We start from the raw sequence: 25,765 nt of genomic DNA on the forward strand, positions 1-25,765 counted from the left end.
ACACGACTGGATTGTGAGCGAAGTATCGGGCGACGGTGACCGCTGGAAAGGTATAGCCTGAAACCGCATTCACTCGCGCGCTCGCGGGATCTACGGCCTCGGCCGCGACCCCGGGCAGCGCACCCGCGATACGGATAAGGGCGTCCATGACTGATCAGAACGGCACCATCGAAAGCCACCCGCTGCAGCACGGCGAGGAGGTGGAGGCGTACCCGCCATCGGCCGAGTTCCGCGCACAGGCGAATGTGAACGATCCGGCCGTCTACTGGCACGCTGCGCAGGATCCCGAAGCCTACTGGGCCGAGCGCGCCCGGCAGCTCAAGTGGTCGAAGCCGTTCACCGAGATCCTCGACTGGTCGAACCCGCCGTTCGCCCGGTGGTTCGCCGACGGCGAGCTGAACGTCGCCGCCAACTGCCTCGATCGGCACGTCGCCGCGGGGATCGGGGATCGCGTCGCGATCCACTTCGAGGGCGAGCCGGGCGACACCCGCACGATCACCTACTCCGAGCTCACTCACGAAGTGAAGCGCGCCGCGAACATGCTCACGAGCCTCGGCGTCTCGGCGGGCGACCGGGTCGCGATCTACATGCCGATGATCCCCGAGACCGTGATCGCGATGCTCGCGGTCGCGCGACTCGGCGCAGCCCACTCGGTCGTGTTCGGCGGCTTCAGCGCCGAGAGCCTGCGCGCCCGCATCGACGACGCCCAGGCCGAGCTCGTCATCACCGCCGACGGCGGTTACCGGAAGGGCCGCGTCTCGGCGCTCAAACCGACCGTCGACGACGCCCTCGCGCTCGACACCGGCACGCCGCTCTCGGTCGAGCGGGTGCTCGTCGTGCAGCGCGGCGGCAACGAGGTCGTGATGCAGGAGGGGCGCGACCTCTGGTGGCACGACGAGATCACGGCCTTCGACGGCCAGCACGAAGCCAAGGGCTTCCCCGCCGAGAACCCGCTGTTCATCCTCTACACCTCGGGAACCACCGGCAGGCCGAAGGGCATTCTGCACACCTCCGGCGGCTACCTCGCGCAGGTCTCCGCCACGCACAGCGACGTCTTCGATCTCAAGCCCGAGACCGACGTCTACTGGTGCACCGCCGATGTGGGCTGGATCACCGGCCACAGCTACGTCGTCTACGGCCCGCTCGCCAACGGCGCCACGCAGGTGATGTACGAGGGCACCCCCGAGACCCCCGACTGGGGGCGCTGGTGGAGCATCATCCAGAAGTACGGCGTCACGATCTTCTACACCGCCCCCACCGCGATCCGCGCCTGCATGAAGGTCGGCCGCCAGGTGCCCGAGCAGTACGACCTGTCGTCGATCCGCGTGCTCGGCAGCGTGGGCGAGCCGATCAACCCCGAGGCGTGGCGCTGGTACCGCGAGGTGATCGGCGGCGGGTCGGCCCCCATCGTCGACACCTGGTGGCAGACCGAGACCGGCGCCATCATGATCGCGCCGCTTCCCGGTCTCACGGCGTTGAAGCCCGGCAGCGCGCAAGTGCCGCAGCCCGGCGTCACCGCGACGGTCGTGAACGACCAGGGCGAGCAGGTCGACCACGGCCAGGGCGGCCTGCTGGTCGTGCAGCGCCCGTGGCCCTCGATGGTGCGCACCATCTGGGGCGACGATCAGCGCTTCATCGACACCTACTGGGCCCGGTTCGGGGATCAGTACTTCGCCGGCGACGGCGCCCGCTTCGACGACGACGGCGACATCTGGCTGCTCGGCCGGGTCGACGACGTGCTGAACGTGTCGGGTCACCGGCTCTCGACGGCCGAGATCGAGTCGGCCCTCGTCGAGCACCATGCCGTCGCCGAATCAGCGGTGGTGGGCGCCCACGACGAGACCACGGGGCAGGCCGTCGTCGCCTTCGTGATCCTGAAGTCGCGGCAGACCCTGCTCACCCCCGAGCAGGCCGAGGCCGAGCTCAAGCAGCACGTCGCCGCGCAGATCGGGGCCATCGCACGCCCGCGCCAGGTGCTCGTGGTGTCCGAGCTGCCGAAGACCCGCTCCGGCAAGATCATGCGACGGCTGCTCAAAGACGTGGCCGAGGGCAAGGAGGTGGGCGACACCACCACCCTCGCCGATACGAAGGTGATGTCGACGATCCAGGACCAGCTCCGCAGGTAGCTAGCCCGCTCCCGAGCACGAGCAGAGCCCGGCGTTCCCCCTCGGGGAGGCCGGGCTCTGTCGCTGTCGGAGAGCCCGCGAACGAGCCGAGGGGCGGACCCGCGATGCGGATCCGCCCCTCGGCTTCTTGCGGGCGACGGCTCCGGAGTCTCCCGGCGCCGTTCGTGCACATGGCGCCCGGTGTCAGTCCTCGACCTTGAACACGAACTCGATCTCGACGGGGGCGTCGAGCGGCAGCACGGTGACGCCCACCGCGGAGCGCACGTGGATGCCGAGGTCGCCGAAGACGCGGCCCAGGAACACCGACGCGCCGTTCGCAACGCCGGGCTGGCCCGTGAAGGAGGGATCGGAGGCCACGAACGCCGTGACCTTGACGACCTGGGTGATCTTGTCGAGCGAGCCGATCACGCCGCGAGCCGCGGCGAGCGCGTTGAGCGCGCAGAGCCGTGCGAGCTCCTCCGCCTGCTCGGGGGAGACGAGCCCCTCCCCCTCGCCCACCTTGCCGGTGGCGGGCAGCTGGCCGCTCACGAACGGGAGCTGCCCCGCGGTGTACACGTAGTTGCCGTCGCGCAGCGCGGGCACGTATGCGGCGACCGCCGCGGCCACCTCGGGGATCTCGTAGCCGAGATCGTTCAGGCGCTCCTCGATCACAGACGTCATTTCAGGCCTTTCTCTTCAGATATGCGACGTTGCCGCCCGCCGGTCCCTCGATGATCTGCACGAGCTCCCAGCCCTGGGCGCCCCAGTTGTTGAGGATCTGGGCCTCGTTGTGCAGCAGCAGCGGCGTGACGAAGTACTCCCAGCGAGGTGCTTCGGTCGATTCACTCACGTGCGGATCTCCCTCGGTATGCGGTGACGAATTCGTTGCGGGCGACGGCGCCGCGGGCCGCAGGGGCCCCGCGCTTTGCTGTTTTGTCAGCTATGTCGCTTACCCTAGATTCTATGACCCGTCAGACATCAAGGTCCGCGCGCGTGCGCACCTTCAAGCCGCGCAGCGCGAGTGGGGCCCTCGGGGGCATTCTCGGCGCCCTCGCCATGAGCGTCATCGCCGGAGTGCTCGTCACCGCCGCGGTGACCCCGGTCGTCGCGCTGAGCGGCCACACGGCCAAGACCGCCGTCGACATCTTCGAGAAGCTGCCCGCGCATCTCGATCCGGGCCAGCTCGCAGAGCCGTCCACCCTCTACGCGACCGCGGCCGACACCACCGTGTACGAGCTCGCCACGTTCTACGATCAGAACCGCGAGTCGGTCGACTGGGACAGCATCTCGCAGTTCGTGAAGGACGCCGCGGTGGCCGAGGAGGATCCGCGCTTCTACACCCACGGCGGTGTCGACATCCTCGCCACGAGCCGCGCCGTGCTGCAGAACGCCGCCGGGCAGAACCTGTCGGGCGCCTCGACGATCACCATGCAGTACGTGCGCAACGTGCTCGTGCAGGAGGCGTACTCCATCCTCGACGAGGAGGAGCGCGACAAGGCCTACGAAGATGCGATGCGCCAGGATGCCGACCGCAAGCTCAAGGAGATGCGCTACGCGATCAGCATCGAGAAGCAGTATCCGAAGGACGAGATCCTGCTCGGCTACCTCAACATCGCGCTCTTCGGCCGTCAGATCTACGGCATCGAGTCGGCGGCCCAGTACTACTACGGCAAGTCGGCGAAGGAGGTCACGCTGGCCGAGGCCGCGAGCCTCGTGGCGATCGTGAACAACCCGTCGCTGTACCAGCTCGACGTCCCCGAGAACATCCCCGCCAACCAGGAGCGCCGCGACAAGATCCTCGGCAGCATGCTGCGCCACGGCAAGATCACGCAGGCCCAGCACGACGAGGCCGTCGCCACCCCGATCGAGCCGAACATCACACCCCGCGTGGCCGGCTGCTTCGTCGCCGAGCAGAACTTCGGCCTGGGCCACTTCTGCGACTACGTGCTGCGCTACATCAAGCAGGATCCCAACTTCGGCGATACCCCGGCCGAGCGCGAGTTCCGGTTCAGCCGTGGCGGGTTCCAGATCTACACCACCATCGACCTCGACATGCAGGGGGCGGGCCTCACGGCGATGCGCGAGACCGTGCCCGCGCTCATGGACGGCATCAAGGTGGGCGGGGCGAGCGTCAGCACCCAGGTGGGCACCGGAAGGGTGCTCGCGATGGTGCAGAACCGCCCGTTCAACGACGCCGAGTCCTTCCTGTCGGTGAACCCCGAGTACACCACCGTGAACTACAACACCGACTACGACTACGGCGGCTCCCACGGCTTCCAGGTCGGCTCGACGTTCAAGCCAGTCACCCTCGCCGAGTGGATCCGCACCGGTCACTCGATTCGAGACGTGGTGCAGATGGACGGCCGCACCGTGCAGCTGCAGTCGTTCCGCGACTCGTGCTCGCCCGACGGCGTCTACGGCTACGGCCCGTGGACGTTCTCGAACGACAACCTCGGCGTGCGGGGCAACCGACCGGTGCTGACGGCCATCACCCAGTCGGTGAACGGCGGCATCGTGTCGATGCAGCAGAAGATGGATCTCTGCGACACCTACAAGCTCGCCGAGAAGCTCGGCATCCACCGCGCGGCGAAGCAGGAGCACGATCCCAACTTCGACAACTACGGTACGACCAGGCTCACGCGCGTACCCTCGGGCACCTTCGCCGGCACCGACGAGATCGCGCCCATCACCATGGCGTCGGCCTTCGCCGCGTTCGCGGGCGACGGCACGGTCTGCACGCCGGTGCCGATCGACCGGATCCTCGATTCGGATGACAAACCCGTGCCGTTCACCCCGAGCAAGTGCACCGAGGGCGTCGCGCCGGAGGTCGCGGCCGGCGTGGCCTACGCGCTCGAGGAGACGGTGAGAACCGGCCTCGCCGACCACGCGCGCTCGCCCTACGGGGTGCCGCACCTCGCGAAGACCGGCACCACCGACGACGTGATCGACAACTGGACGGTGGGCGCGAGCACCACGGTGGCGACGGCCACCTGGGTGGGCAACGCCGACCCGATCTGCTACGACAACGGCGTGTGCGAGCGCGTGTCGACGCAACCCTTCGGCGGCCTGATGTTCGCCGACCAGACCATCTGGCCCGCGATGATGAACGTCGCCGACCAGAAATACGGCGGCACCGCGTTCCCCGAGCCTTCCGCGGCCTCGATCCGCCAGACGATGGTCGCCGTGCCCGATGTGAAGGGCAAGCCCTTCGACGAGGCGTCGAAGCTGCTCACCGATGTCGGGTTCTCCGTCTCGGACGGCGGCGAGATCGATTCCTCGGTCGCGCAGGGCCTCGTCGCCCGCACTGACCCCGAGGGCGGCGCCGAAGTGGGCCTCGGCTCCGGTGTCACCCTGTACCGCAGCAATGGCCAGGCCGCTGCCGTGCCCGACGGGCTCGTCGGGGCGACCGGCGACGACGCGAAGGCGACGCTGACGAGAGCCGGATTCTCCTCGGTCGGCTTCGTCTGCGAGGGCGAGGGCAAGACGAATCCCCGCAAGGATCTGGTCGTGTCGAGTGCTCCGGCGAGCGGCGCCGAAGCCCGTGTGAGCGCCCAGGTGACGCTGACGCTGGCCTGCGAAGACAAGGACTGACGGTGGCGTCTGCGCAGCGCTCCGCTGCGGCCGTTCTCGGAACGGCCGCAGCGGGGGTCGCCGTCTGGTCGACCCTGATCGAGCGCCGGCTCTTCACGGTTCGGCGACACACCGTGCCGCTGCTCTCGGAGGGAGCCGCCCCGATCCGGGTGCTGCAGCTCTCCGACCTGCACCTCGCCCCGTGGCAGTCCCGCAAGATCGACTGGGTGCGCTCGCTCGTCGAGCTGCACCCCGACCTCGTCGTGCTCACCGGCGACCTCATGGGCCATCTGCAGGCCCGGCCCGCGCTGCTGCGGGCGCTGCGCCCCCTGCTCGAGCGCACCCCCGCGGTCTTCGTGCACGGCTCCAACGACTACTACGGTCCGATCTTCAAGAACCCGGCCAGGTACCTCATGGAGCCCAGCGGGCTCAGCACGCGCAAGCCCGACATCGACAACGTCGCGCTCACCCGAGGCCTCGAAGGGCTCGGGGCGATCAACCTCAACAACTCGGCGGCTCGGCTCGAGCTGCGCGGCACGCGAATCGAGTTGCTCGGCCTGAACGACCCGCACATCCGTTACCACGACGCGAGCGCGATGCGGGAGGCGCTTCACGCGCTCCCTGACGAGGGCGCGGATGAACGCCCCGAGCGGGCCGAGCCAGCCGCGCCGCCGCAGCGAACCGAGGGCCGCGAGCCGCACAGCGGGCGGCACGCCGCCTCCGAGGCCGGCTCTCCCCTGCGCCTCGGAGTGGTGCACGCCCCCTACCAGGAGGCGCTGGGGGAACTGCTCGACGACGGCGCGGAGTTGATCCTCGCCGGTCACACGCACGGCGGCCAGGTGCGCGTTCCCGGTGTGGGCGCGCTGACCGCCAATTGCGACCTGCCCACCGCGCAGGCGCGCGGTCTCAGCGTCTGGTACGACGCGCACCGAGCCGCGTTCCTGAACGTGAGCGCCGGGCTCGGCAACTCGATCTACGCGCCCGTCAGGTTCGCCTGCCGCCCCGAGGCGTCGCTCATCACGCTCGAGGCGTCCCACTAGCCCGCATGCGGGGCGGGCCTCCTCAGCCCGCCTGCGCGCTCCCCCGGTGCGGATGAGCGTCCGTCGGCGCTGAGCAGACGCCCGCGCGCGAGCAGAGGGGCGGAGATCCGACCCGGATCCCCGCCCCGCGGCCGCTGCCGCTGCCGCGAGGCTATGCGGCGAGCTTGGCTGCGACCGTCTCGGCGATCTGCACGGCGTTGAGCGCCGCGCCCTTGCGGAGGTTGTCGTTCGAGATGAAGAGCGCGAGACCCCGCCCCTCGGGCGCCGACTGATCCTCGCGGATGCGGCCCACGAACGAGGGGTCCTGCCCCGCCGCCTCGAGCGGCGTCGGCACGTCGTTCAGCTCGACGCCGGGCGCCTCGGCGAGCACCTCTCGGGCGCGCTCCGCCGAGATGGGGCGAGCGAACTCGGCGTTGATCGACAGCGAGTGACCGGTGAAGACCGGAACGCGTACGCAGGTGCCCGCGACGCGCAGCTCGGGCAGCTCGAGGATCTTGCGGCTCTCGTTGCGCAGCTTCTTCTCCTCGTCGGTCTCGCCCTCGCCGTCTTCGACGATCGAGCCGGCGAGCGGCAGCACGTCGAAGGCGATGGGCTTCACGTAGACCTCGGGGTCGGGGAACGCCACCGCCGAGCCGTCGTGCACGAGGCGCTCGATGCCGCCCGCCTCGACCGCGGCGACCGCCTGGCCCGCGAGCTCGCGGGCCCCGGCGAGCCCCGAGCCCGAGACGGCCTGGAAGGTGGTGACGATCAGGCGCTCGAGCCCGGCCTCGCCGTCGAGCGCCTTCATGACCGGCATGGCGGCCATCGTGGTGCAGTTGGGGTTGGCGATGATGCCCTTGCCCGCCGCCACGATGTCGTCGATCGCGTGGGGGTTGACCTCGCTCACCACGAGCGGCACGTCGGGATCGAGACGCCACGCGCTCGAGTTGTCGATGACGATCGCCCCCGCCTCGGCGAACGCCGGCGCGTACTTCCTGGAGGCGGTGCCGCCCGCCGAGAAGAGGGCGATGTCGATGCCGCTCTTGTCGGCGGTGTCGACGTCTTCGACCGTGATCGACTCGCCGCGGAACTCGAGCACGCTGCCCGCCGAGCGGGCGCTCGAGAAGAGTCGGAGGCTCTTGATCGGGAAGTCGCGCTCGTCGAGCAGGCGGCGCATGACCGCCCCTACCTGGCCGGTGGCGCCGACGACGGCGACGTTGAAGCTCTGCTGCTCTGCCATGTCTGGGTTCTCCTTCTAGCGGCCGGTGCCGGCGTAGACCGTGGCCTCGGTGTCGGAGTCGAGGCCGAAGGCGGTGTGGAGCACGCGCACGGCCTTGTCCATGAGGTCGGCTCGGGTGACCACCGAGATGCGGATCTCGGAGGTCGAGATCATCTCGATGTTGATGTCGGCCTCGTACAGCGCGCGGAAGAGCTGCGCCGAGACGCCGGTGCTGGTGCGCATGCCCGCGCCGACGACCGCGACCTTCGCGATCTGGTCGTCGTACTGCAGGCTCTCGAACTCGAGGGTCTCGCGCTCGGCCTCGAGGGCGTCGATCACGCGGCGTCCGTCGCCCAGCGGGATGGTGAACGAGATATCGGTGCGGTTCGTATCGGCGGCCGATACGTTCTGCACGATCATGTCGACGTTGGCGTGGGTCTTCGCCACGATCTCGAAGATCTGGGCGGCCTTGCCCGGGGCGTCGGGCACGCCGCCGACGGTGACCTTGGCCTCGCTCTTCTCAGCGGCGATACCTGTGATGACCGGCTCTTCCACCTGATCTCCCTTCGGATGCCCCTTCTGGGGGTCGTAGACGATGGTGCCCTGCTCGTCCGAGAACGAGGAGCGGACGTGCAGTGCGACGCCGTGGCGGCGCGCGTACTCGACGGCGCGCAGGTGCAGCACCTTGGCGCCGGCGGCGGCGAGTTCGAGCATCTCCTCGGCCGAGATCGCGTCGATCTTGCGGGCCTGGGGCACGATGCGGGGATCCGTGGTGAAGATGCCGTCGACGTCGGTGTAGATCTCGCAGACGTCGGCCCCGAGCGCGGCGGCGAGCGCGACCGCGGTGGTGTCGGATCCGCCGCGCCCGAGGGTGGTGATGTCCCGGGAGTCGCGGCTGAAGCCCTGGAAGCCGGCGACGATCGCGATGGCGCCCTGATCGAGGGCCTCGCGCACCCGGCCGGGGGTGACGTCGACGATCTTGGCCGAGCCGTGCTCGGCAGTCGTGATCATGCCGGCCTGGCTACCGGTGAACGACAGCGCCTCGATGCCCATGCCCTTGATCGTCATGGCGAGCAGCGCCATCGAGATGCGCTCGCCCGCTGTGAGCAGCATGTCGAGTTCGCGGGGGGCCGGGATCGGCGTGCACGCGGCTGCGAGGTCGAGCAGTTCGTCGGTGGTGTCGCCCATGGCGCTCACCGCGACGACGACCTCGTTGCCCGCCCGGCGGGTCTCGACGATGCGCTTGGCGACGCGCTTGATGCTCTCGGCATCCGCGACCGACGAACCCCCGAATTTCTGCACGATCAACGCCACGCGGGTCCTCCTCAAAACTACGCGAAAGTCCAGTCTATCTGACTGCACGGCTCGGAGAGGTGCGAGGCGCTGCCGAGGAGCCGCCCTGCAATGAAGCGCGGCGCCCCGCGCCGGGGTGCGCCGCTCAGCGGGCCTCCGCGATCGCAGACACCCAGATGCCGACGAGGGCGACCGCCGCCATCATGAGCATGCAGGCGGCCATCCACCACAGCCGTGTCGGGCGGCGCCGGATCGCGAATCGCAGCACGACCAGGGCCGCGTAGAGCAGGACCACCGCCGCGATCGTCACGATCGCGATCGGCGAGGAGGCGCCGCCCGCGACCGCGAGCATCACGAGCGGGATGAGGCTCGCGACCGCGAAGCAGCCGCCCACCACGATCCAGATCAATCCGGTCGAGGTCTGCAGCGCGGGCTGGTTGCTCATGCTCATGGGGTCGCGGCGGCGGCGCTCCTCCGCCGATGTCGGATCGTGCTCGCTCATGGCGCTGCCTCGGTTCGCTCGGTCGCGAGCTCAGGCCCGGTCTACGAGCTCGCGCTCGGCGCTCGCCGCATCGTCGGCCGAGTGGCGTGCGCAGTGCGCGCAGCAGTAGATGGTGCCGTCGGCCTCGACCCCGTGGCCGAGGACGCGGCACCCGCAGTGGGCGCACTCCGGGGCGATGAGAGTCACCGCGCACTCGAAGCTGTCGAAGGTGCGCGTCTCGTCGCCCTTCGTCACTGTGAAGGTCTTGTCGTAGTCGTTGCCGCAGGTATCGCAGATGGACATCATCGGTCTCCTCTCGGGGGCCGGTCGAGCCGAGCCGCCGCGGCGACTGCGCTCTCGCCCCGCCCCTCCAGGATCGCTCTCGGGGCCGCCCGAAGCCAGGGGTGGCCGGAGGGAGGACACGCGGGTATCCTGTGGGTCCGCGGACGCGCGAGACGGGTCTCCCGTCGATGCCGACGCCTGCCTGCAGCCGCAACCCCTAGTCGATGCTGCGGCGCCCCTCGAAGGCGCGGCCGAGGGTGACCTCGTCGGCGAACTCGAGGTCGCCGCCCACCGGCAGACCCGAGGCGAGGCGCGACGCCGGCACCTCGATGCTCGTGAGCAGCCGCGAGAGGTAGGCGGCGGTCGCCTCTCCCTCGAGGTTCGGATCGGTGGCGATGATGACCTCGCGCACCTCGGCCTCCCCCAGCCGCCGCATGAGTGCGGGAATGCTGAGGTCGTCGGGGCCGATGCCGTCGATGGGGCTGATGGCGCCGCCGAGCACGTGATAGAGGCCTCGGTACTGGCGCGTACGCTCGATGGCGACCACGTCTTTGGGCTCCTCGACCACGCAGATGAGGGTCTGGTCGCGGCGGGGATCGCGGCAGATCGAGCACCGCTCCTGCTCGGTGATATTGCCGCACACCTCGCAGAAGCGCACCTTCTCGCGCACCTCGGAGAGCAGTTCGGCGAGGCGGGAGACGTCGAAGTTCTGGGTCTGGAGGATGTGGAACGCGATGCGCTGCGCCGACTTCGGGCCGATGCCGGGCAGCCGACCGAACTCGTCGATCAGGTCTTGGACGATGCCGTCGTACACGAGTGGTGTCTCCTCGAGATGGGGGTCTGGTGCGAGTCGGGTCAGGGTGCGCGCGGGGGCAGCGGGCGCTCTTCGACGAAGCGCGCGCCGAGCACCTCGCGCACCACGGCCTCGCCGTACCGGGTGAAGGCGGGGGCGGCGCGTTTGGCGCCGGCCCGGTCGGGAGCGTCGTCGGGAACGTCCGCGCCGGCCGCCGCAGCCGCGGGGACGTGGGCGGGGGTGGCCGCGGGGGCGGAGGCGGCCGCAGGCGCCGGGGCAGCCGGATCGGTGCCGGCCGCCGCGGAAGGGCGGGGCGGGGCCGTTTCACCGCTGCGCCGGCCCGGCGCGGGATCTGACTGCGGGGCGGTGGGTGCGGGATCCGCGCCGGCGTAGGGGTCGTTCCCCATGCCCGCGTAGGGGTCGCCGTCGGGGTCGTACGACGCCGGGATGTAGTCGTCGTCGGAGGCGGCTCGCGGCTCGGACGCCTGCCTCGCGGTCGCGACCGAAGCATTCGAGGCCGGAGCAGTGGTCGACGCCACGGGTGCGGCGCCGGGTGCAGGCGCCGCGGCGGCGCCTCCGGAGGCGCCGCCATCGGTGGCGCTCCGCGCAGCGGCTGGCGCGCCGGCCTCGGGCGCGGAACTCGCGAGCGGCCTCGCGTCGGTCGGGGGCTCGGGCGGGGGGTCGGCCCAGGCCGGCGCGGCGAGCGCCGGGCCGAGGCCGCTGAGGCGGGCGGCGGCCCGGGCGACGGGGTCGTCGGGATCGTCGCCCTGCGACGCGGCGGACGACGCCGAAGCGGCGGAACTCGGGGCGGGCCCCGAGGGCTGCGTGTCGGAGTCTTGCGATGAGGGGGTCGCCTGGCCCGCTCGGTGGGGCTCCTCTGAGTCGGGCTCCCGCTGCGGTTCGCTCTGCCCGCCCTCGCCCTGGGGCGCGGTCTCGCGGCTGCCGGTTCCTGGGGCAATGCGCTTGGGCACGTACTTCACGTTGATGCCGATGGCTGCCTGAATGGTCTCGCGCAGCGGTCCCGCGCCGGACGATTTGAACGCGGCGAGATCGGACTGGGAGGCGAGCCCGACGGTGAGCACGTCGCCGTCGAGGCCCATCGGCGTGACCACGCGCACCGCGTTCCACGCCTCGCGGTCCGCGTGCAGGATCTCCTCGAGCAGTTCGGGCCACAGCTCGACCAGGTCGTCGAAGCCGCCGGGCGCGGCCGACTCGGCATCGGGCTGCGGGGCGGCCGACGGCTGCGGCTCGGCCGCGGCGGCCGCTGCCGGTTGACCCGCCGTCGCGTCGGAGGCGGGCGAGGTGTCCGGGTCGGTCTGCTCGGGTCGGCTCTCGCTCGCCTGAGCGGCCTGCTCGGGCTGAGCGGCCTGCTCGGGCTGTCGACTCTTCGGCTGGGCGGGCTCACTCTGTCGGGGCGCGGGCGCGGGCTCGGGCTCGGCGGGAGCCCGGAACGCCGAGTCGCGCCCGATCCCCTCGAGCTGGGCTACGCTCAGCACATCGGAGATGGGGCGGCCGAACCCCGCGGCGCCCGCGTTGGGGTGGGTCTCCGACGAGTCCGAGTTCTGCGGCTCGGGCGCCGCCGCGTCGCCCGCGCCGGCCGGATCGTCGCGCAGGAACTCCCGGATCGACGCCGCGGTCTCGGCTGCGTTCGGCTGCGCGCCGCCCGAAGCGGCGTCGCCGGACTGCTCGGCAACGGGCGAGGCGCCGCTCGCCTCATCGCTCGGCTTCGCGGCTGCCGGCTGCGATGCGTCGAGCGCCCCTCGCGCCGCGGCGACGGCGGCGAGCGGATCCGGCCGCGGTTCCCGCGTCGCCGGCGCCTGCTGAGCCGCGGGGGCCGCAGGGGCCGGGGCGGTCGCCGTATCGGTGCGCTGCGAAGCGGCCGCGGTCGGAGTCGAGGCCGCGGGCCGCTGCGCGGGGGCGCCACCGGCCCGCTGCGGCGGGGGCGCCACCGCCTGGGAGGCCCGCTCGACCAGCGCACGGGCGATCATGAGCTCGAGCTGCAGCCGGGGCGCCGTGGCGCCCGCCATCTTGTCGAGCGCGCCGCTCACCACGTCGGCGATGCGCGACAGCTCGCCCGGCCCGAAGCTCTGCGCCTGCTCGAACATGCGCGTGAGCTGGTCTTGCGGAACGCCCCTGAACACGGCGGCGGCGCCGTCGACCGTGGTCGCGCTCACGACGATGAGGTCGCGCAGCCGCTCGAGCAGATCCTCGACGAAGCGGCGCGGATCCTGCCCCGTCTGCACCACACGATCGGTCGCGCGGAAGGCCGCGGCCGAGTCGTGGGCGCCCAGTGCGGCCACGACGTCGTCGAGCAGCTCGGTGTGGGTGAAGCCCAGCAGACCGGCCGCCCGCTGCGCGGTGACGAGATCGCCCTCGGAGCCGGCGATGAGCTGGTCGAGGATGGAGAGCGTGTCGCGCACCGATCCGCCGCCGGCCCGCACCACGAGCGGCAGCACCCCCGGCTCGACCCTCACTCCCTCGCTGTCGCAGAGCGACTGCACGTAGTCGATGAGGGTGCCGGGGGCGATGAGGCGGAACGGGTAGTGGTGGGTGCGCGAGCGGATCGTGCCGATGACCTTGTCGGGCTCGGTGGTGGCGAACACGAACTTGACGTGCGGCGGCGGCTCTTCGACGATCTTCAGCAGTGCGTTGAAGCCGCCTGGCGTCACCATGTGCGCCTCGTCGATGATGAAGATCTTGAAGCGGTCGCGGGCGGGGGCGAAGACCGCCCGCTCCCGCAGGTCTCGGGCGTCGTCGACGCCGCCGTGGCTGGCCGCGTCGATCTCGACCACGTCGAGCGATCCGCCGCCGTCGCGGCTCAACTCGCGGCAGCTCGCGCATTCGCCGCAGGGCGTGTCGGTGGGGCCCTCGGCGCAGTTGAGGCAGCGGGCGAGAATGCGGGCCGAGGTCGTCTTGCCGCAGCCGCGAGGGCCGCTGAAGAGATACGCGTGGCCGATGCGCCCCGTGCGCAGGGCGGTCATGAGCGGTTCGGTCACCTGGGACTGACCGATCATCTCGGCGAACGATTCTGGCCGATAACGGCGATACAGTGCGGCAACCACGGGGTCCATGCTACCGGCGACCACCGACATTGGGCTGGGTCGGGGTGTCAGCCGACGAGCGCCCGGGTCTGGCGCGCGATCTCGGCCTCCTCGTCGGTGGGCACGACGAGCACGTCGACGCGGGAGTCGTCGGAGCTGATGCGGCGGGCTCCCCCGGCCCCCGAGGCGTTGCGGGCCGGGTCGATGCGGATGCCGAACCACTCGAGCCCGGCGCAGACCTCGGCGCGCACGGCCGCGTTGTTCTCGCCCACACCGGCGGTGAACACGATCGCATCGGCTCCGCCCAGTTCGACGAGGTAGGCGCCGAGGTAGCGGCGGATGCGGTGCACGTACACCTCGATGGCCAGAGCCGCCGCCGCGTCGCCCGCGTCGGCGGCGGCGCGCACGTCGCGGAAGTCACCGGTGCCGGTGAACCCGACCAGGCCGGACTCGTGGTTCAGCAGCCGATCGAGGTCGTCGATGGAGGAGCCCTCGCGCAGCAGGTGCAGCAGCACGCTCGGGTCGAGGTCGCCGCTGCGGGTGCCCATCACGAGCCCCTCGAGCGGGGTGAAGCCCATCGACGTGTCGACCGAGCGACCGGCCTCGATCGCGCACGCCGAGGCCCCGTTGCCGAGGTGCAGCACGATCTGACGCAGCGACTCCACGGGCCGACCGAGGAACTCGGCCGCCCGGCGCGACACGACCTGGTGCGAGGTGCCGTGGAACCCGTAGCGCCGGATGCCGTAGCGCTCGGCGACGCGGGTGTCGATCGCGTAGCTGTATGCCGCTTGCGGCATGGTCTGGTGGAAGGCGGTGTCGAAGACGGCGACGTGCGGCACGTCGGGGAACAGCGCACGCGCCGCGACGATGGCCTGGTGCTGGCCGGGGTTGTGCAGCGGGGCGAGGGCGCCCATTTCGAGGATCTGCTCGGCCACGACGTCGTCGATGCGCGTCGGTGCGGCGAACACGCTGCCGCCCTGCACCACCCGGTGCCCGACCGCCGCGATGCCGAGCTCGGCGACCGGTGTGCCCGCACGCGCGAAGGCCTCGACCATCTGGGCGAACGCCGCGGTGTGGTCGGCGACCCGCACCCGCCGCTCCTCTTCGCGCCCGTCGCCCCCGCGATGCACGAGGCGCCCCTCGGGCTCGCCGATGCGCTCGATGAGCCCCGACGCCAGGCGCGCCTCGGTCTGCGGGTCGATCAGCTGGTACTTCACGGACGACGAGCCCGCGTTGATCACCAGAATGCTGCTCACGGCCACTACTCCATTCCCGCCTGCACGGCGGTGATCGCCACCGTGTTGAGGATGTCTTCGACCGTCGCCCCTCGGGAGAGGTCGTTGACGGGCTTGGCGAGCCCCTGCAGCACCGGGCCCACGGCCACGGCGCCGGCGGAGCGCTGCACGGCCTTGTACGTGTTGTTGCCGGTATTCAGGTCGGGGAATATGAAGACCGTCGCCCGACCCGCCACCGCCGACCCGGGCAGCTTGGCCGCGCCGATGACGGGATCGCTCGCGGCGTCGTACTGCAGCGGGCCCTCGATGAGCAGTTCCGGTCGCGCGGCGCGGGCGAGGGCGGTCGCCTCGCGCACCTTGTCGACGTCGGCGCCCGATCCGGATTCCCCCGTCGAGTACGACAGCATCGCTACCCGGGGCTCGACCCCGAACTGCGCCGCGGTGTCTGCCGACGAGACCGCGATGTCGGCGAGCTGCGCCGCGGTGGGGTCGGGGTTCACGGCGCAGTCGCCGTAGACGAGCACCCGGTCGGCCAGTGCCATGAAGAACACGCTCGACACCACCGAGACGCCGGGCCGGGTCTTGATGATCTCGAGACTCGGCCGGATCGTGTGCGCGGTCGTGTGCGCGGCCCCGGAGACCATGCCGTCGGCGAGATCGAGGTGCACCATCATGGTGCCGAAGTAGCTGACGTCGCGCATCACGTCGCGCGCCTGCTCGAGTGTCGCGCCCTTGTGGGCGCGCAGCCGGGCGTACTCGGCGGCGAAGCGCTCGCGCAGGGGCGAGACGGCCGGGTCGATCACGTCTGCCGCGTCGATCGAGAGGCCGAGCTCGCCGCCGCGCTTGCGCACGGCCGCCTCGTCGCCGAGGATCGTGAGCTTCGCGGTGCCGCGCGCGAGGAGCGTGCTCGCGGCGCGCAGGATGCGATCGTCGTCACCCTCGGGGAGCACGATGTGCGCGTGCGCCGCGGCGGCCCGGTCGAAGAGCTCGTAGGCGAACATGACGGGTGTGCGAACGCCCCCGCGATGCAGTCGCAGTCGCTCCCGCAGCACGGTTCCGTCGACGTGCTGGTCGAAGAGCGCGAGCGCCGTGTCGAACTTCGCGGGCGACTCCTCCGTCAGCAGTCCGCGGGCGCGCGAGATGCGTCGTGCGGTGTCGAAGGTTCCGAAGCCCGTGCGCACGACGGGCAGGGTCGAGTCGATGCCGTCGAGCAGCTGCTCGACGGAGCGCGGCAGCTCGAAGCCCCCGTTGAGCACGACCGCTGCGATGGTGGGGAAGGTGGGGGCCTCGTGCGCCATCGTCACCGCGAGCAGGGTCTCGGCGCGATCCGCCGCGATCACCACCGCCGCGCCCTCGAGCAGTCTCGGCAGCACGTTCTCCATCGACATGCCGGCGATCACCACGTCGCGCACCTCGCGGGCCAGCAGCTCCTCGGAACCGCGCACCAGTTCGCCCTCGACCGCCTCGATGAGCCCGGCGACCGGGGGCGCGACCAGCAGCAGCTCCTCGGGCACCGCCCAGACCGGCATGCCGTCCGGCAGGGCCGCGGCCACCTCGCGCTCGATCTCGGCGAGGCGGTGCGGATCGGCGCGGTTCACGAGCGCCGCGAGCACGTCGGCGTGCTCGGCCCGCAGTTCGGCGATGCCGAGCTCGGCGAGCTGCGCGATCTCGCCAGGCGTGCGAGCCGGCTGCTGGCCCAGGTGCTCGGCCTGCTCGTTCGATCGGCCGCCGAGCACGAGCAGCACCGGCGTGTCGAGGTTCGCGGCGATCCGAGCGTTGAACGAGAGCTCGGTGGGAGCGGCCACGTCGCTGAAGTCGGAGCCCACCACCACCACGGCGTCGCAGCGATCGCGAAGCTGACGGTACGCCGCGACGATGCGCGTCATCGCGGCCTCGGGGTCTGAGTGGGCCTCTTCGTAGGTGACGCCCACGCACGCCTCGTACGGCACGTCGGCCGTCGTGCGGGAGTGCAGCAGGTCGAGCACCCGGTCGCGCTCGCCCGCCGATCGGATCAGGGGGCGGAACACCCCCACCCGGGGAGCGTCGGCGCGCAGCGCATCGAGCACGCCGAGGGCCACGGCGCTCTTGCCGGTGCGCCCCTCGGCCGAGGTGAGATAGATGCTTGCAGCCACGCTCCCACCCTATGCCCCGGGATCCGCCTGGGGCTCGCCGCTCCCGAGCATGCCCTCGATATGGGATCTGCCGTAGGTATGGCCTCCCGCTCCGATATCCCCATATCTTCGGCAGATCCCATACCAACGGCGGAGGCCGGGGTCGGATCGGATCGGATTGGGGGTGGGTGTGGGGTCGCTATGCGTCGAGGCCCAGTTCGGGATCCGGCAGCCCGTACTCGTGCTTCAGCGCCGAGCGGGCCGCGTACCAGCCCGAGAGCCCGTGCACGCCCGGCCCCGGCGCCGTGGACGACGAGCAGAGGTAGATGCCGGCCGCGGGGGTGCGCCACGGTTCCGTCGAGATCACCGGGCGCGAGAGCAGCTGCCAGGGAGTCACGGCCCCCGCGGTGAAGTCGCCGCCGACGTAGTTGCGGTTGTAGCCCGCGAACTCCGCGGCCGTGATCACGCGCACGTCGAGGATCCGGTCGCGGAACCCGGGGGCGAACCGTTCGATCTGGTCGATCACGGGCTGCGCCATGTCGACCGTCGACCCGCTCGGCACGTGCGTGTAGCTCCAGACGGGGGTGAGTTCGAGGTCGCCCTCGCGCACCGGCGCGCGCGCGGGATCGAATGCGGCGGCCTGCGCGAGCAGCACGTACGGGTGCTGCGGGTGCCGGCCCCGCGACACCTCGAGCTCGGTCGCGGCCACCTCGGCCCGGGTGCCGCCGAGGTGCACCGTGGGGGCCTCCGCGACACGGTGATCCCGCCACGGGATCGGCCCGTCGAGCACGAAGTCGACCTTGGCGGCCCCGTCTCCGTACCTGAAGCGGCCGAGCGCTCGCCGGTAGCGGCCGGGCAGTGCCGATCCCGCGATCCGCATCAGGCCGCGAGCCGAGGTGTCGAAGAGCTTGACCCGGAAGCCGCTCAGCTCGCGCACATCGGAGACGGGGTGCCCGGTCTCGATCCGCCCGCCGTGAGCGAGCAGATCGGCCGCGAGCGCGTCGGTGATGGCCCGGGATCCGCCCACCGGCACCGGCCAGCCGCTCGCGTGACCGAGCGCGCCGAGCACCAGACCGACCCCGGCGGATGCGAGGCCGGGCATGCGGCCGATGCTGTGCGCGGCGACCCCGGAGAGCAGCGCCGGCGCAGCCTGCTCGCGGAAGCGGGCGTTCCAGAGCGGTGTGCCCTGCTCGAGGGTGCGCAGGCCGGTGAGGATCGCGGCTGGTAGGTCGCTCGGCCAGCGCAGCATGGAGCCGCCGAGGGCGAAGTCGACGACCCCCTCCAGTCGGCGCAGGAAAGGGCGGTAGAGGCGAGAGTAGGCTGTCCCGTCGCGGCCCAGTTCCGCGGCGGTGCGCTGGAGGTCGCGGTAGGCCACGGCGGCCCGGCCATCGCCGCCGCCGGCTGCACCGTCGAGCGGGTTGGCGTAGGAGGCCTCGGGCACCACGAAGCCCATGCGCCGCTCGAGTTCGAAGGCGCGGAAGAAGCCGGTGGCGAGGGCCATGGGGTGGATCGCCGAGCAGACGTCGTGCAGCACGCCCGGGCGCACGAGGTGCTGGGTGCGGGCGCCGCCGCCGATGGTCTCGGCCGCCTCGTACACGGTGACGGGAACTCCCGCGCGGGCGAGGGTGACCGCCGCGGCGAGGCCGTTGGGCCCTGCCCCGATGACGGCGGCGCCGGCTGAGGTCATGCGCCCAGCGTAGCGTTAGGGACTTACATCAGCCCAGGCAAATAGGCATAGACAGGCCTCGCATGCACGCCTAATACAGCGCCGGGCCCACCGACGCCAGTAGGCGAATAAGCAGAGAAAGACCCCCCATGCACCTGGCAGAGCCCGACTACCCTTGCTTCGTTTCCGACCTGGGGGAGTTCGCCGAGATGCCACCGCATGGGGGGCCTCACTAGTCTAGCCGATGTCGTCGCCTGCTTCGTCCATGCCGTTCGCGGCGGCGCGCTTGCGGCGCTGTGCGACGGCCAGTGCGACGGCGGCTCCGCCGAGCACCACGAGGGCGACGGCCCCGATGATGAGCGGGGTGCTGCTCTCTCCGCCGGTCTGGCGCAGGTTCTTCGCTCCGGCGGATTGCGGGTCGGGTGCGGGCTGGGGCACCGGCTGGGGTGTGGGCACCACGGGAGCGTTCGCGGTGGTGACGGGGAGCACGGCGGCGGTGCCCGCTTTGCCGAGCACGGAGAATGGGGTGAGGCGCACCGTGTAGGCGGTTGCTGGGCTCAGCCCGGTGAAGGCGTGGCTCAGCTGGTCGGCTGCGAGCTGAGACGCTTCGACGGCGTTGGCGGGTACCGGCTCTCCGGTGAAGAGTTCGATCACGTAGCGGTCGGCGTCGATCGCCGCCTGCCATCCGAGGGTGAGCGAGGTGTGGGTGACCGCGGTGGTGGCGAACCCGGCGATCTGGCCGGGTGTCGGCGAGTCGGCGTAGATCCGTTCGAGCAGGGCGTTCGCGTCGACGATGCCCGCGCCGAACACCTCGGCGTCGGAGAAGCCGGGCGCGTAGGGGTTCACGGGCCCGCCCGCGGCGGTGCCGCGCGCCGTCTCGAGTACGAGCTGTCCGAGCGCCGCTCCGCGGAGTCCGGGCGCGTAGGAGAGGCCGAGCGCCGCCACGGCGGCCGCGTTCGGCGCTGCGGCTGAGGTGCCGTAGAAGCGGTATTCGGGAGCTCCGGGCGCGCCTTCGTCCTCGCCGAAGAAGGTGGTCTGGGTGCCGTCGACCGCCGCGACATGGGGAGTGGGCACGATCACGGGTTGCGGCAGGCGCGCCGAGGGGGCTGCCGCATCGGTGCGCACCGGCTCGTAGAGCAGGGTGCCCGGGCCGAGCGAGCTGTAGTCGCGCACCTGCGCGGGGTCGTCCCAGTGCAGCGAGGCGACGCTGATGGCCGAGCCGTCTGCGCCGTGGCCGAACACGGTCTCGCCGACCCAGTCGGTGGCGGCCGCGCCGAGCTCGGCGTTGCCGAGGTGGGCGCGGTCCGCGATGGCGCCGCCGCCGCGGATGAAGGAGAGGAACACGGCGGGCTGGCGCGCGGCGGGGTCGGGGTCGTGCGCGGTGCGCACCATTACCATGCGCACCTCGGTGTTCTCGTCGACCGTCACAGCGCCCATGAAACCGGGGTGCGTGGGGCCGAACTGCCCGACCTGCCCGATGAGCTCGACATCGTCGGTCGCAGCGTCGACCACCTCGTAGAAGCGCAGCACGTAGCCGGTGGTGACGCCGTGCAGCGGCTCGCCGATCGAACCGATGGGCTGGAGCTGGGCTTGCCCGTTGTAGAGGTTGTCCCTGATCTGCAGTGTGTCGTAGGGGGTGTCGGCCGCGGGGTCGGGGTCGAAGTCGAGGCAGTCGACGGTCTGTCCGTCGAGGGGATCGCCGCTGGGGTCGAGCAGCCATGCGGGGCACGCGGTCGGCCGGTAGGCGGTGGTCTGCCAGGACGAGATCGGCTTGCCCGTGCTCGCGCCGCTCGAGCCGATGCCGGTGGAGTTGCCGGCCGAGGTGAAGTACGTGATGCCCTGCGCCTTCACCTCTTCGATCGCGACGGAGATGAAGCCCTGCTGGTAGTAGGTCTCGGACGGCCAGGTGATGTCGTCGACGATGATGTCGGCGCCCGCCTGAGCCAGATTGAAGATGTTCTGGGCCATCCCGATGTCGCTCGAACCGGCGTCGGCGAAGAGCAGCTTCGCCCCGGGGGCGATGCCGTGCACGAGCTGGGCCATGGCGCGGCCCTCGTCCGAACCGGACTGCTGGTCGGAGACGATCTCGACGGGAAGGGTGCGCCCGCAGGGGTTTTCGGGCCCGGGCAGGGCCCCCGACTCCACGTCGTTCTGCCAGGACGTGGGCGCCGTAGTCTTGGCGAAGGAGTCGGAGATGATGCCGATGGTGACGCCGGTGCCGTCAACGCCGAAGCCGCTGCGGGCGTCGTCGGCGTTCAGGGGCGCGTCGGCCTCGATGGGGATCGGCCCACACGGGGCTCCGGCGGGCGTCGCGGCGGCCGGAGCCACAGCGGGCGCGGCACCGGTGAGGGCCGCGATCTCACCGCGCAGGCCGACGACGGCGGTGGAGCGGTCCGTTCCGGTGAAGGGCTTCAGCGCGGGGATCGCACTCGCGACGCCCGGCACCGCCGCGAGCGCTTCGAGGTGCTCGGGCGCGATCTTGACGGTGGCCGCGGCGAACATCTCGAGCACGGTCTCGATCTCGGCGCCGCTCGCTCGGACCGCCGCCAGCTGCGCTTCGTCGGGAGCGGCATCGAACATCACGGAGACGGTGATGCGCTCGGCGCTGTCGAAGGTGAGGCTGCCTTCGCCGTCGACCGGCAGGGCCGCGGCTTCGGCGATCTCCTCGGGTGTGGCGGCCCCCGATGCGGCGGCCTCGGCGATGCGCCCGGAGAGGGTGCTTGCGGGATCCTGCTCCTCGCCCTCCGCGTGTGCGGCGGGTGCCGCGAACAGTATCAGCAGCGGGATCGCGGCGCACGCTGCGATCCCTCGGCGCATCGATGCGCGCATGGTCTCCCCTTTTCCGCGGCTGCCGCTCGGCACCCGACGAGGGAGAGGCTATCGGAATATTTGCACACCGTCCATCACAAAGGGAGGTAATGCCCATCCCACCGGGGCGGAGCTTTCCGGGGAACGCCGAGCGGCGGACCGGGCGGGACACGGCCCCGGATCGGCAACGGTCCGGGAGGGCGACCGTTTCCGGTCGCCCTCCCGGGCCGCACGATCAGCGCTGAGGCCGGGATCAGCCCTCGGGCTGCTCCGGCTGCACCGTGGGAATGGATCCCGTCAGCAGTTCTTCGGCGTGCGCCTCGTCGACCTCGCCGGCGAACTGCGCCTGATAGAGGCGGTAGTACGCCTCGCGCCTCGCCAGCAGCTGCTCGTGGGAGCCCTGCTCGACGATGCTGCCGTTCTCCATCATGAGGATCGTGTCGGCGTCGCGGATGGTCGAGAGGCGGTGCGCGATCACGAACGACGTGCGGTCGGTGCGCAGCGCGCGCATGGCCTGCTGCACGAGCACCTCGGTGCGCGTGTCGACCGAGGAGGTGGCCTCATCGAGGATCAGCAGCGACGGGTTCGCGATGAAGGCGCGGGCGATCGTGAGCAGCTGCCGCTCGCCGGCCGACAGCGACGAGGCGTTCTCGGAGATCACCGTGTCGTAGCCGTCGGGCAGCTGCCGCACGAAGCGGTCGACCATTGTCGCCTTGGCCGCCTCGACGACCTCGTCGTCGGTGGCGTCGAGCCGTCCGTAGCGGATGTTCTCGCGGATCGTGCCGTCGAACAGCCACGCGTCCTGCAGCACCATGCCCACCTGGCCGCGCAGTTCGGCGCGCGAGAGTCGCGTGATGTCGACGCCGTCGAGCAGGATGCGCCCGCTGTTCAGCTCGTAGAACCGCATGATGAGGTTGACGAGGGTGGTCTTGCCGGCGCCGGTCGGGCCCACGATCGCGATCGTGTGCCCGGGCCTGGCCTCGAGCGAGAGACCCTCGATGAGCGGGGTCTCGGGATCGTAGCTGAACGAGACGTCGTCGAACTCGACGTGCCCGTCGGTGCGCTCGGGCAGCCGCTCGGAGGCGGTGTCGGGCTGCTGCTCGTCGGCGTCGAGCAGCTCGAAGGTGCGCTCGGCCGAGGCCACGCCCGACTGCAGCATGTTCGCCATGCTCGCCATCTCGCTGATCGGCTGCGAGAACTCGCGCGAGTACTGGATGAACGCCGTGACGTCGCCCAGGGTCATCTGCCCCGCGGTGACGCGCAGGGCGCCGACGACGGCGATGAGCACGTAGCTGAGGTACTGCACGAACTGCATGGCCGGCATGATGGTGCCGGACAGCGCCTGCGCCTTGTAGGCGGCGTCGAAGAGCCCCTCGTTGCGGCGGTCGAACTCCTCGGCCATCTCGGCGTCGCGGTTGAAGATGCGCACGAGCTCGTGCCCGGTGAACGACTCCTCGATGTGCCCGTTGAGGTCGCCCGTGTGCTTCCACTGCGCGACGAACAGCTTCTGGGCCCGCACGCCGACCACCCCCGCGATGATGCCCGAGAGGGGCAGCGCGATGAGCGCGATCAGCGCGAGCTGCCACGACACGATGAACATCATCGCGGTGATGCCGATCACCGTGAGCAGCGACTGCACCAGCTGCGAGAACGCCTGCTGCAGCGCCTGTTGGATGTTGTCGACGTCGTTCGTGACCCGCGAGAGCACGTCGCCGCGCTGACGCCCGTCGAAGTAGCTGAGGGGCAGCCGGTTGATCTTGTGCTCGATGTCGCGGCGCAGCTGGTAGACGATGCGCATCACCATGCGGTTGAGGATGTAGCCCTGCAGCCACATGAGGAACGACGCCACGAGGTAGAGCGCCAGCACCGCGAGGATGAGGCGGCTCAGCAGGCCGAAGTCGATGCCCTCGCCGGGCACCACGTTCGCCCCCTCGAGCATGTCGGCGAACTGCGTGTTGCCCTCGTCGCGCGCGCCCTGGATGATCTGCTCGATCGGCACTCCGGCGGGTAGCTGCTTGCCGAGGATGCCGTTGAAGATGACATCCATCGCCTGGCCGAGCACCTTCGGCGCGACCACCGTGAGCACGACCGAGCCCACGACGAGCAGCACCACGAGCGAGAAGAGCCACTTCTCGGGCGCGAGGAGGCCGACGAGCCGCTTCGCCGACGGCCAGAAGTGCTTGGCCTTCTTGACCGGCTGCGAACCCGACCAGTCGTCGGCGTCGGGCTGGTAGTCGTCGGGCAGCTCGAACTCGTCGGCCTGCACCGCGGCCTCGGCCTGCGCGTTCTTCTTCTCAGCCATCAGGCCGCCTCCGCCTCTTCGAGCTGCGATCGCACGATCTCCTGGTACACCTCGCTGGTCTCGAGCAGCTGCTCATGACTGCCGCGCCCCACGATCTCGCCGTCTTCGACGACGAGGATCTGATCCGCGTCGGTGATGGTCGACACCCGCTGCGCCACGATGATCGTCGTGGCGCCCCTCGTGGCGTCGGGCAGAGCCGCCCGCAGCTTCGCATCGGTCGCCACGTCGAGCGCCGAGAACGAGTCGTCGAACAGATACACGCGGGGCTTCGCCACGAGCGCGCGGGCGATCGACAGGCGCTGGCGCTGGCCGCCCGAGACGCTTGTGCCGCCCTGCGAGACGGGCTCTTCGAGCTGCAGCTCTTTGGCGCGCACGAAGTCATCGCCCTGGGCGACGCGGAGCGCCTCCCACAGCTCGTCGTCGCTGGCATCGGACCGGCCGAAGCGCAGATTGGAGGCGATCGTGCCGGAGAACAGGTAGGGTCGCTGCGGCACGAGGCTCAGTGCCTCGGCGAGCTGCGCGCGCGTGAGCGCCGAGATGGGAGCGCCGTCGACCGTGATGGATCCCTGCTGCGGATCGTAGAGGCGCAGCATCAGATTGAGCAGAATCGTCTTGCCCGCGCCGGTCGAGCCGATGATCGCCGTGGTCTGGCCCGGCTCGGCGACGAAGCTCACGTTCTTGATGACCGGCTTCTCGGCGCCGGGGAAGCCGAAGGTGACGTGATCGAACTCGACGCGCCCCCTGGCGGGCGTCGGCATCGTCTCGGCTGTCGGGAAGGAGAGCGTCGACTCGGTGTCGAGGAGCTCGCGGATGCGCTCGGCGCAGACCACGGCTCGCGGGATCATCATCGTCATGAAGACGCCCATCATCACCGCCATGAGGATCTGCAGCAGGTACTGCAGGAACGCGGTGAGCGAACCGACCTCGACGAGGCCCTGATCGACCCGGTGCCCGCCGAACCACAGCACGGCGGCCGTGGCGCAGTGCAGCACCATCATGATGACGGGGAACATGAGCACGAAGATGTTGCCCACCTTGACCGAGACGTCGGTGATGTTGCGGTTGGCTACCTCGTATCGATCGGCCTCGAAGTTCTCGCGCACGAAGGCGCGCACGACCCTGATGCCCATGATCTGCTCGCGGAGCACGCCGTTGATCGCGTCGACGCGATCCTGCATCGTGCGGAACAGGGGCAGCAGCAGCCACACCAGGAAGCTCACGATGACCGCGAGCACCGCCACCGAGACCCATACGAGCCACGACAGGCCGGCGTCTTCGCGCAGCGCCATGATGATGCCGCCGATCGCCATGATCGGCGCCGAGACCATGAAGTTGAGGGTCATCAGCACGAGCATCTGCACCTGCTGCACGTCGTTGGTGCCGCGTGTGATGAGCGTGCCCGCGCCGAACTTCGTCGCCTCGAGCGTGCTGAGCGAGTCGACCTTGCGATAGACCTCGCGGCGCAGATCGCGGCCCACGCCCATCGAGGTGCGTGCACCGAAGTAGACGGCGGCCGCCGCCGTGAAGAGCTGCCCGAGCGACACGATCAGCATGAAGCCGCCCGTGCGCCAGATGAAGTCGGTATCGCCCTGGGCGATGCCGCGGTCGATGATCTGCGCGTTGAGGCTGGGCAGCCACAGCGCGGCGATGGTGGAGAGCAGCTGCAGCACGAGCACGGCCGCGATGAACGGCCAATACTTCTTCGCGTGCCGAAGCGTGAGGGAGATGAGGGCCACGAGGATCCTTTCGTCGTGTGCCATTCTGATGCGCACCACCGACATTCGCGGTCGGCCGGAGGCGGCGAGAGGATCCGGAGCGCGGCGGAGGGGATCCCGGATCG

Annotated in this window: 17 protein-coding genes and 1 other RNA gene; 3 read left to right on the forward strand and 15 right to left on the reverse strand. The window is 70.8% G+C overall.

Annotation, left to right across the window (positions count from 1 at the left end; genetic code table 11):
* The first annotated feature begins 146 nt into the window (after positions 1 to 146).
* The gene (acs, locus tag H490_RS22040) at positions 147 to 2,126 is read left to right on the forward strand and encodes an acetate--CoA ligase (RefSeq protein ID WP_017883614.1); all 1,980 of its coding nucleotides are present in this window, start codon (positions 147 to 149) and stop codon (positions 2,124 to 2,126) included.
* A gap of 183 nt (positions 2,127 to 2,309) precedes the next feature.
* Here acs and H490_RS22045 read toward each other — a convergent pair whose 3' ends face one another.
* Positions 2,310 to 2,786 (reverse strand): RidA family protein, encoded by a 477-nt coding sequence (locus H490_RS22045; protein WP_017883615.1) that lies wholly within the window; start codon positions 2,784 to 2,786, stop codon positions 2,310 to 2,312.
* Between the two features lies 1 nt (position 2,787).
* Positions 2,788 to 2,955 carry a DUF4177 domain-containing protein gene (locus H490_RS32045; protein ID WP_017883616.1) on the reverse strand — a complete coding sequence of 56 codons (168 nt, stop codon included), beginning with the start codon at positions 2,953 to 2,955 and terminating at the stop codon, positions 2,788 to 2,790.
* 113 nt (positions 2,956 to 3,068) lie between these two features.
* On the opposite strand from H490_RS32045, the gene H490_RS22050 reads away from it, so the two are divergent.
* Together H490_RS22050 and H490_RS22055 are read left to right on the forward strand one after the other, a co-directional pair.
* Entirely contained in the window at positions 3,069 to 5,696 is a 2,628-nt protein-coding gene (locus H490_RS22050; RefSeq protein WP_069187457.1) for a transglycosylase domain-containing protein, read from the forward strand.
* 2 nt (positions 5,697 to 5,698) lie between these two features.
* Positions 5,699 to 6,715, forward strand: a complete 1,017-nt coding sequence (locus tag H490_RS22055; RefSeq protein ID WP_017883618.1) for a metallophosphoesterase — start codon at positions 5,699 to 5,701, stop codon at positions 6,713 to 6,715.
* 151 nt (positions 6,716 to 6,866) lie between these two features.
* Here the strand turns inward: H490_RS22055 and H490_RS22060 are convergent, their stop codons facing one another.
* From H490_RS22060 to H490_RS22115, 13 genes are all read right to left on the reverse strand, one after another.
* Entirely contained in the window at positions 6,867 to 7,934 is a 1,068-nt protein-coding gene (locus H490_RS22060; RefSeq protein ID WP_017883619.1) for an aspartate-semialdehyde dehydrogenase, read from the reverse strand.
* A gap of 15 nt (positions 7,935 to 7,949) precedes the next feature.
* Complete coding sequence (locus tag H490_RS22065) at positions 7,950 to 9,227, reverse strand: aspartate kinase (RefSeq protein ID WP_017883620.1); 1,278 nt, start codon at positions 9,225 to 9,227, stop codon at positions 7,950 to 7,952.
* Between the two features lie 124 nt (positions 9,228 to 9,351).
* The gene (locus H490_RS22070; RefSeq protein WP_017883621.1) at positions 9,352 to 9,708 is read right to left on the reverse strand and encodes a hypothetical protein; all 357 of its coding nucleotides are present in this window, start codon (positions 9,706 to 9,708) and stop codon (positions 9,352 to 9,354) included.
* Between the two features lie 30 nt (positions 9,709 to 9,738).
* Positions 9,739 to 9,990, reverse strand: coding sequence for a hypothetical protein (locus H490_RS22075; RefSeq protein ID WP_041205221.1), 252 nt, complete (start codon positions 9,988 to 9,990; stop codon positions 9,739 to 9,741).
* A 196-nt stretch (positions 9,991 to 10,186) separates the two neighbouring features.
* On the reverse strand, positions 10,187 to 10,783 hold the full coding sequence (gene recR, locus H490_RS22080) for a recombination mediator RecR (RefSeq protein ID WP_017883623.1): 597 nt from the start codon (positions 10,781 to 10,783) through the stop codon (positions 10,187 to 10,189).
* Between the two features lie 41 nt (positions 10,784 to 10,824).
* Positions 10,825 to 13,824 (reverse strand): DNA polymerase III subunit gamma and tau, encoded by a 3,000-nt coding sequence (locus H490_RS22085; RefSeq protein WP_416371705.1) that lies wholly within the window; start codon positions 13,822 to 13,824, stop codon positions 10,825 to 10,827.
* Between the two features lie 47 nt (positions 13,825 to 13,871).
* Positions 13,872 to 15,059, reverse strand: coding sequence for an acetate/propionate family kinase (locus tag H490_RS22090; RefSeq protein WP_031289881.1), 1,188 nt, complete (start codon positions 15,057 to 15,059; stop codon positions 13,872 to 13,874).
* A 5-nt stretch (positions 15,060 to 15,064) separates the two neighbouring features.
* On the reverse strand, positions 15,065 to 17,170 hold the full coding sequence (gene pta, locus H490_RS22095) for a phosphate acetyltransferase (RefSeq protein WP_017883626.1): 2,106 nt from the start codon (positions 17,168 to 17,170) through the stop codon (positions 15,065 to 15,067).
* A 178-nt stretch (positions 17,171 to 17,348) separates the two neighbouring features.
* Entirely contained in the window at positions 17,349 to 18,836 is a 1,488-nt protein-coding gene (locus H490_RS22100; RefSeq protein ID WP_017883627.1) for a phytoene desaturase family protein, read from the reverse strand.
* A gap of 114 nt (positions 18,837 to 18,950) precedes the next feature.
* Positions 18,951 to 19,047: signal recognition particle sRNA small type (gene ffs, locus H490_RS31325), an RNA gene on the reverse strand.
* A gap of 5 nt (positions 19,048 to 19,052) precedes the next feature.
* Positions 19,053 to 21,644, reverse strand: a complete 2,592-nt coding sequence (locus H490_RS22105) for a S8 family serine peptidase (RefSeq protein WP_017883628.1) — start codon at positions 21,642 to 21,644, stop codon at positions 19,053 to 19,055.
* A gap of 232 nt (positions 21,645 to 21,876) precedes the next feature.
* On the reverse strand, positions 21,877 to 23,925 hold the full coding sequence (locus H490_RS22110; RefSeq protein WP_017883629.1) for an ABC transporter ATP-binding protein: 2,049 nt from the start codon (positions 23,923 to 23,925) through the stop codon (positions 21,877 to 21,879).
* The gene (locus H490_RS22115) at positions 23,925 to 25,661 is read right to left on the reverse strand and encodes an ABC transporter ATP-binding protein (protein ID WP_017883630.1); all 1,737 of its coding nucleotides are present in this window, start codon (positions 25,659 to 25,661) and stop codon (positions 23,925 to 23,927) included. Before H490_RS22115 ends, H490_RS22110 begins: the two co-directional genes overlap by 1 nt.
* Between the last annotated feature and the right edge of the window lie 104 nt (positions 25,662 to 25,765).

Source organism: Leucobacter sp. UCD-THU (assembly GCF_000349545.1).
GTDB classification, from domain to species: domain Bacteria; phylum Actinomycetota; class Actinomycetes; order Actinomycetales; family Microbacteriaceae; genus Leucobacter; species Leucobacter muris.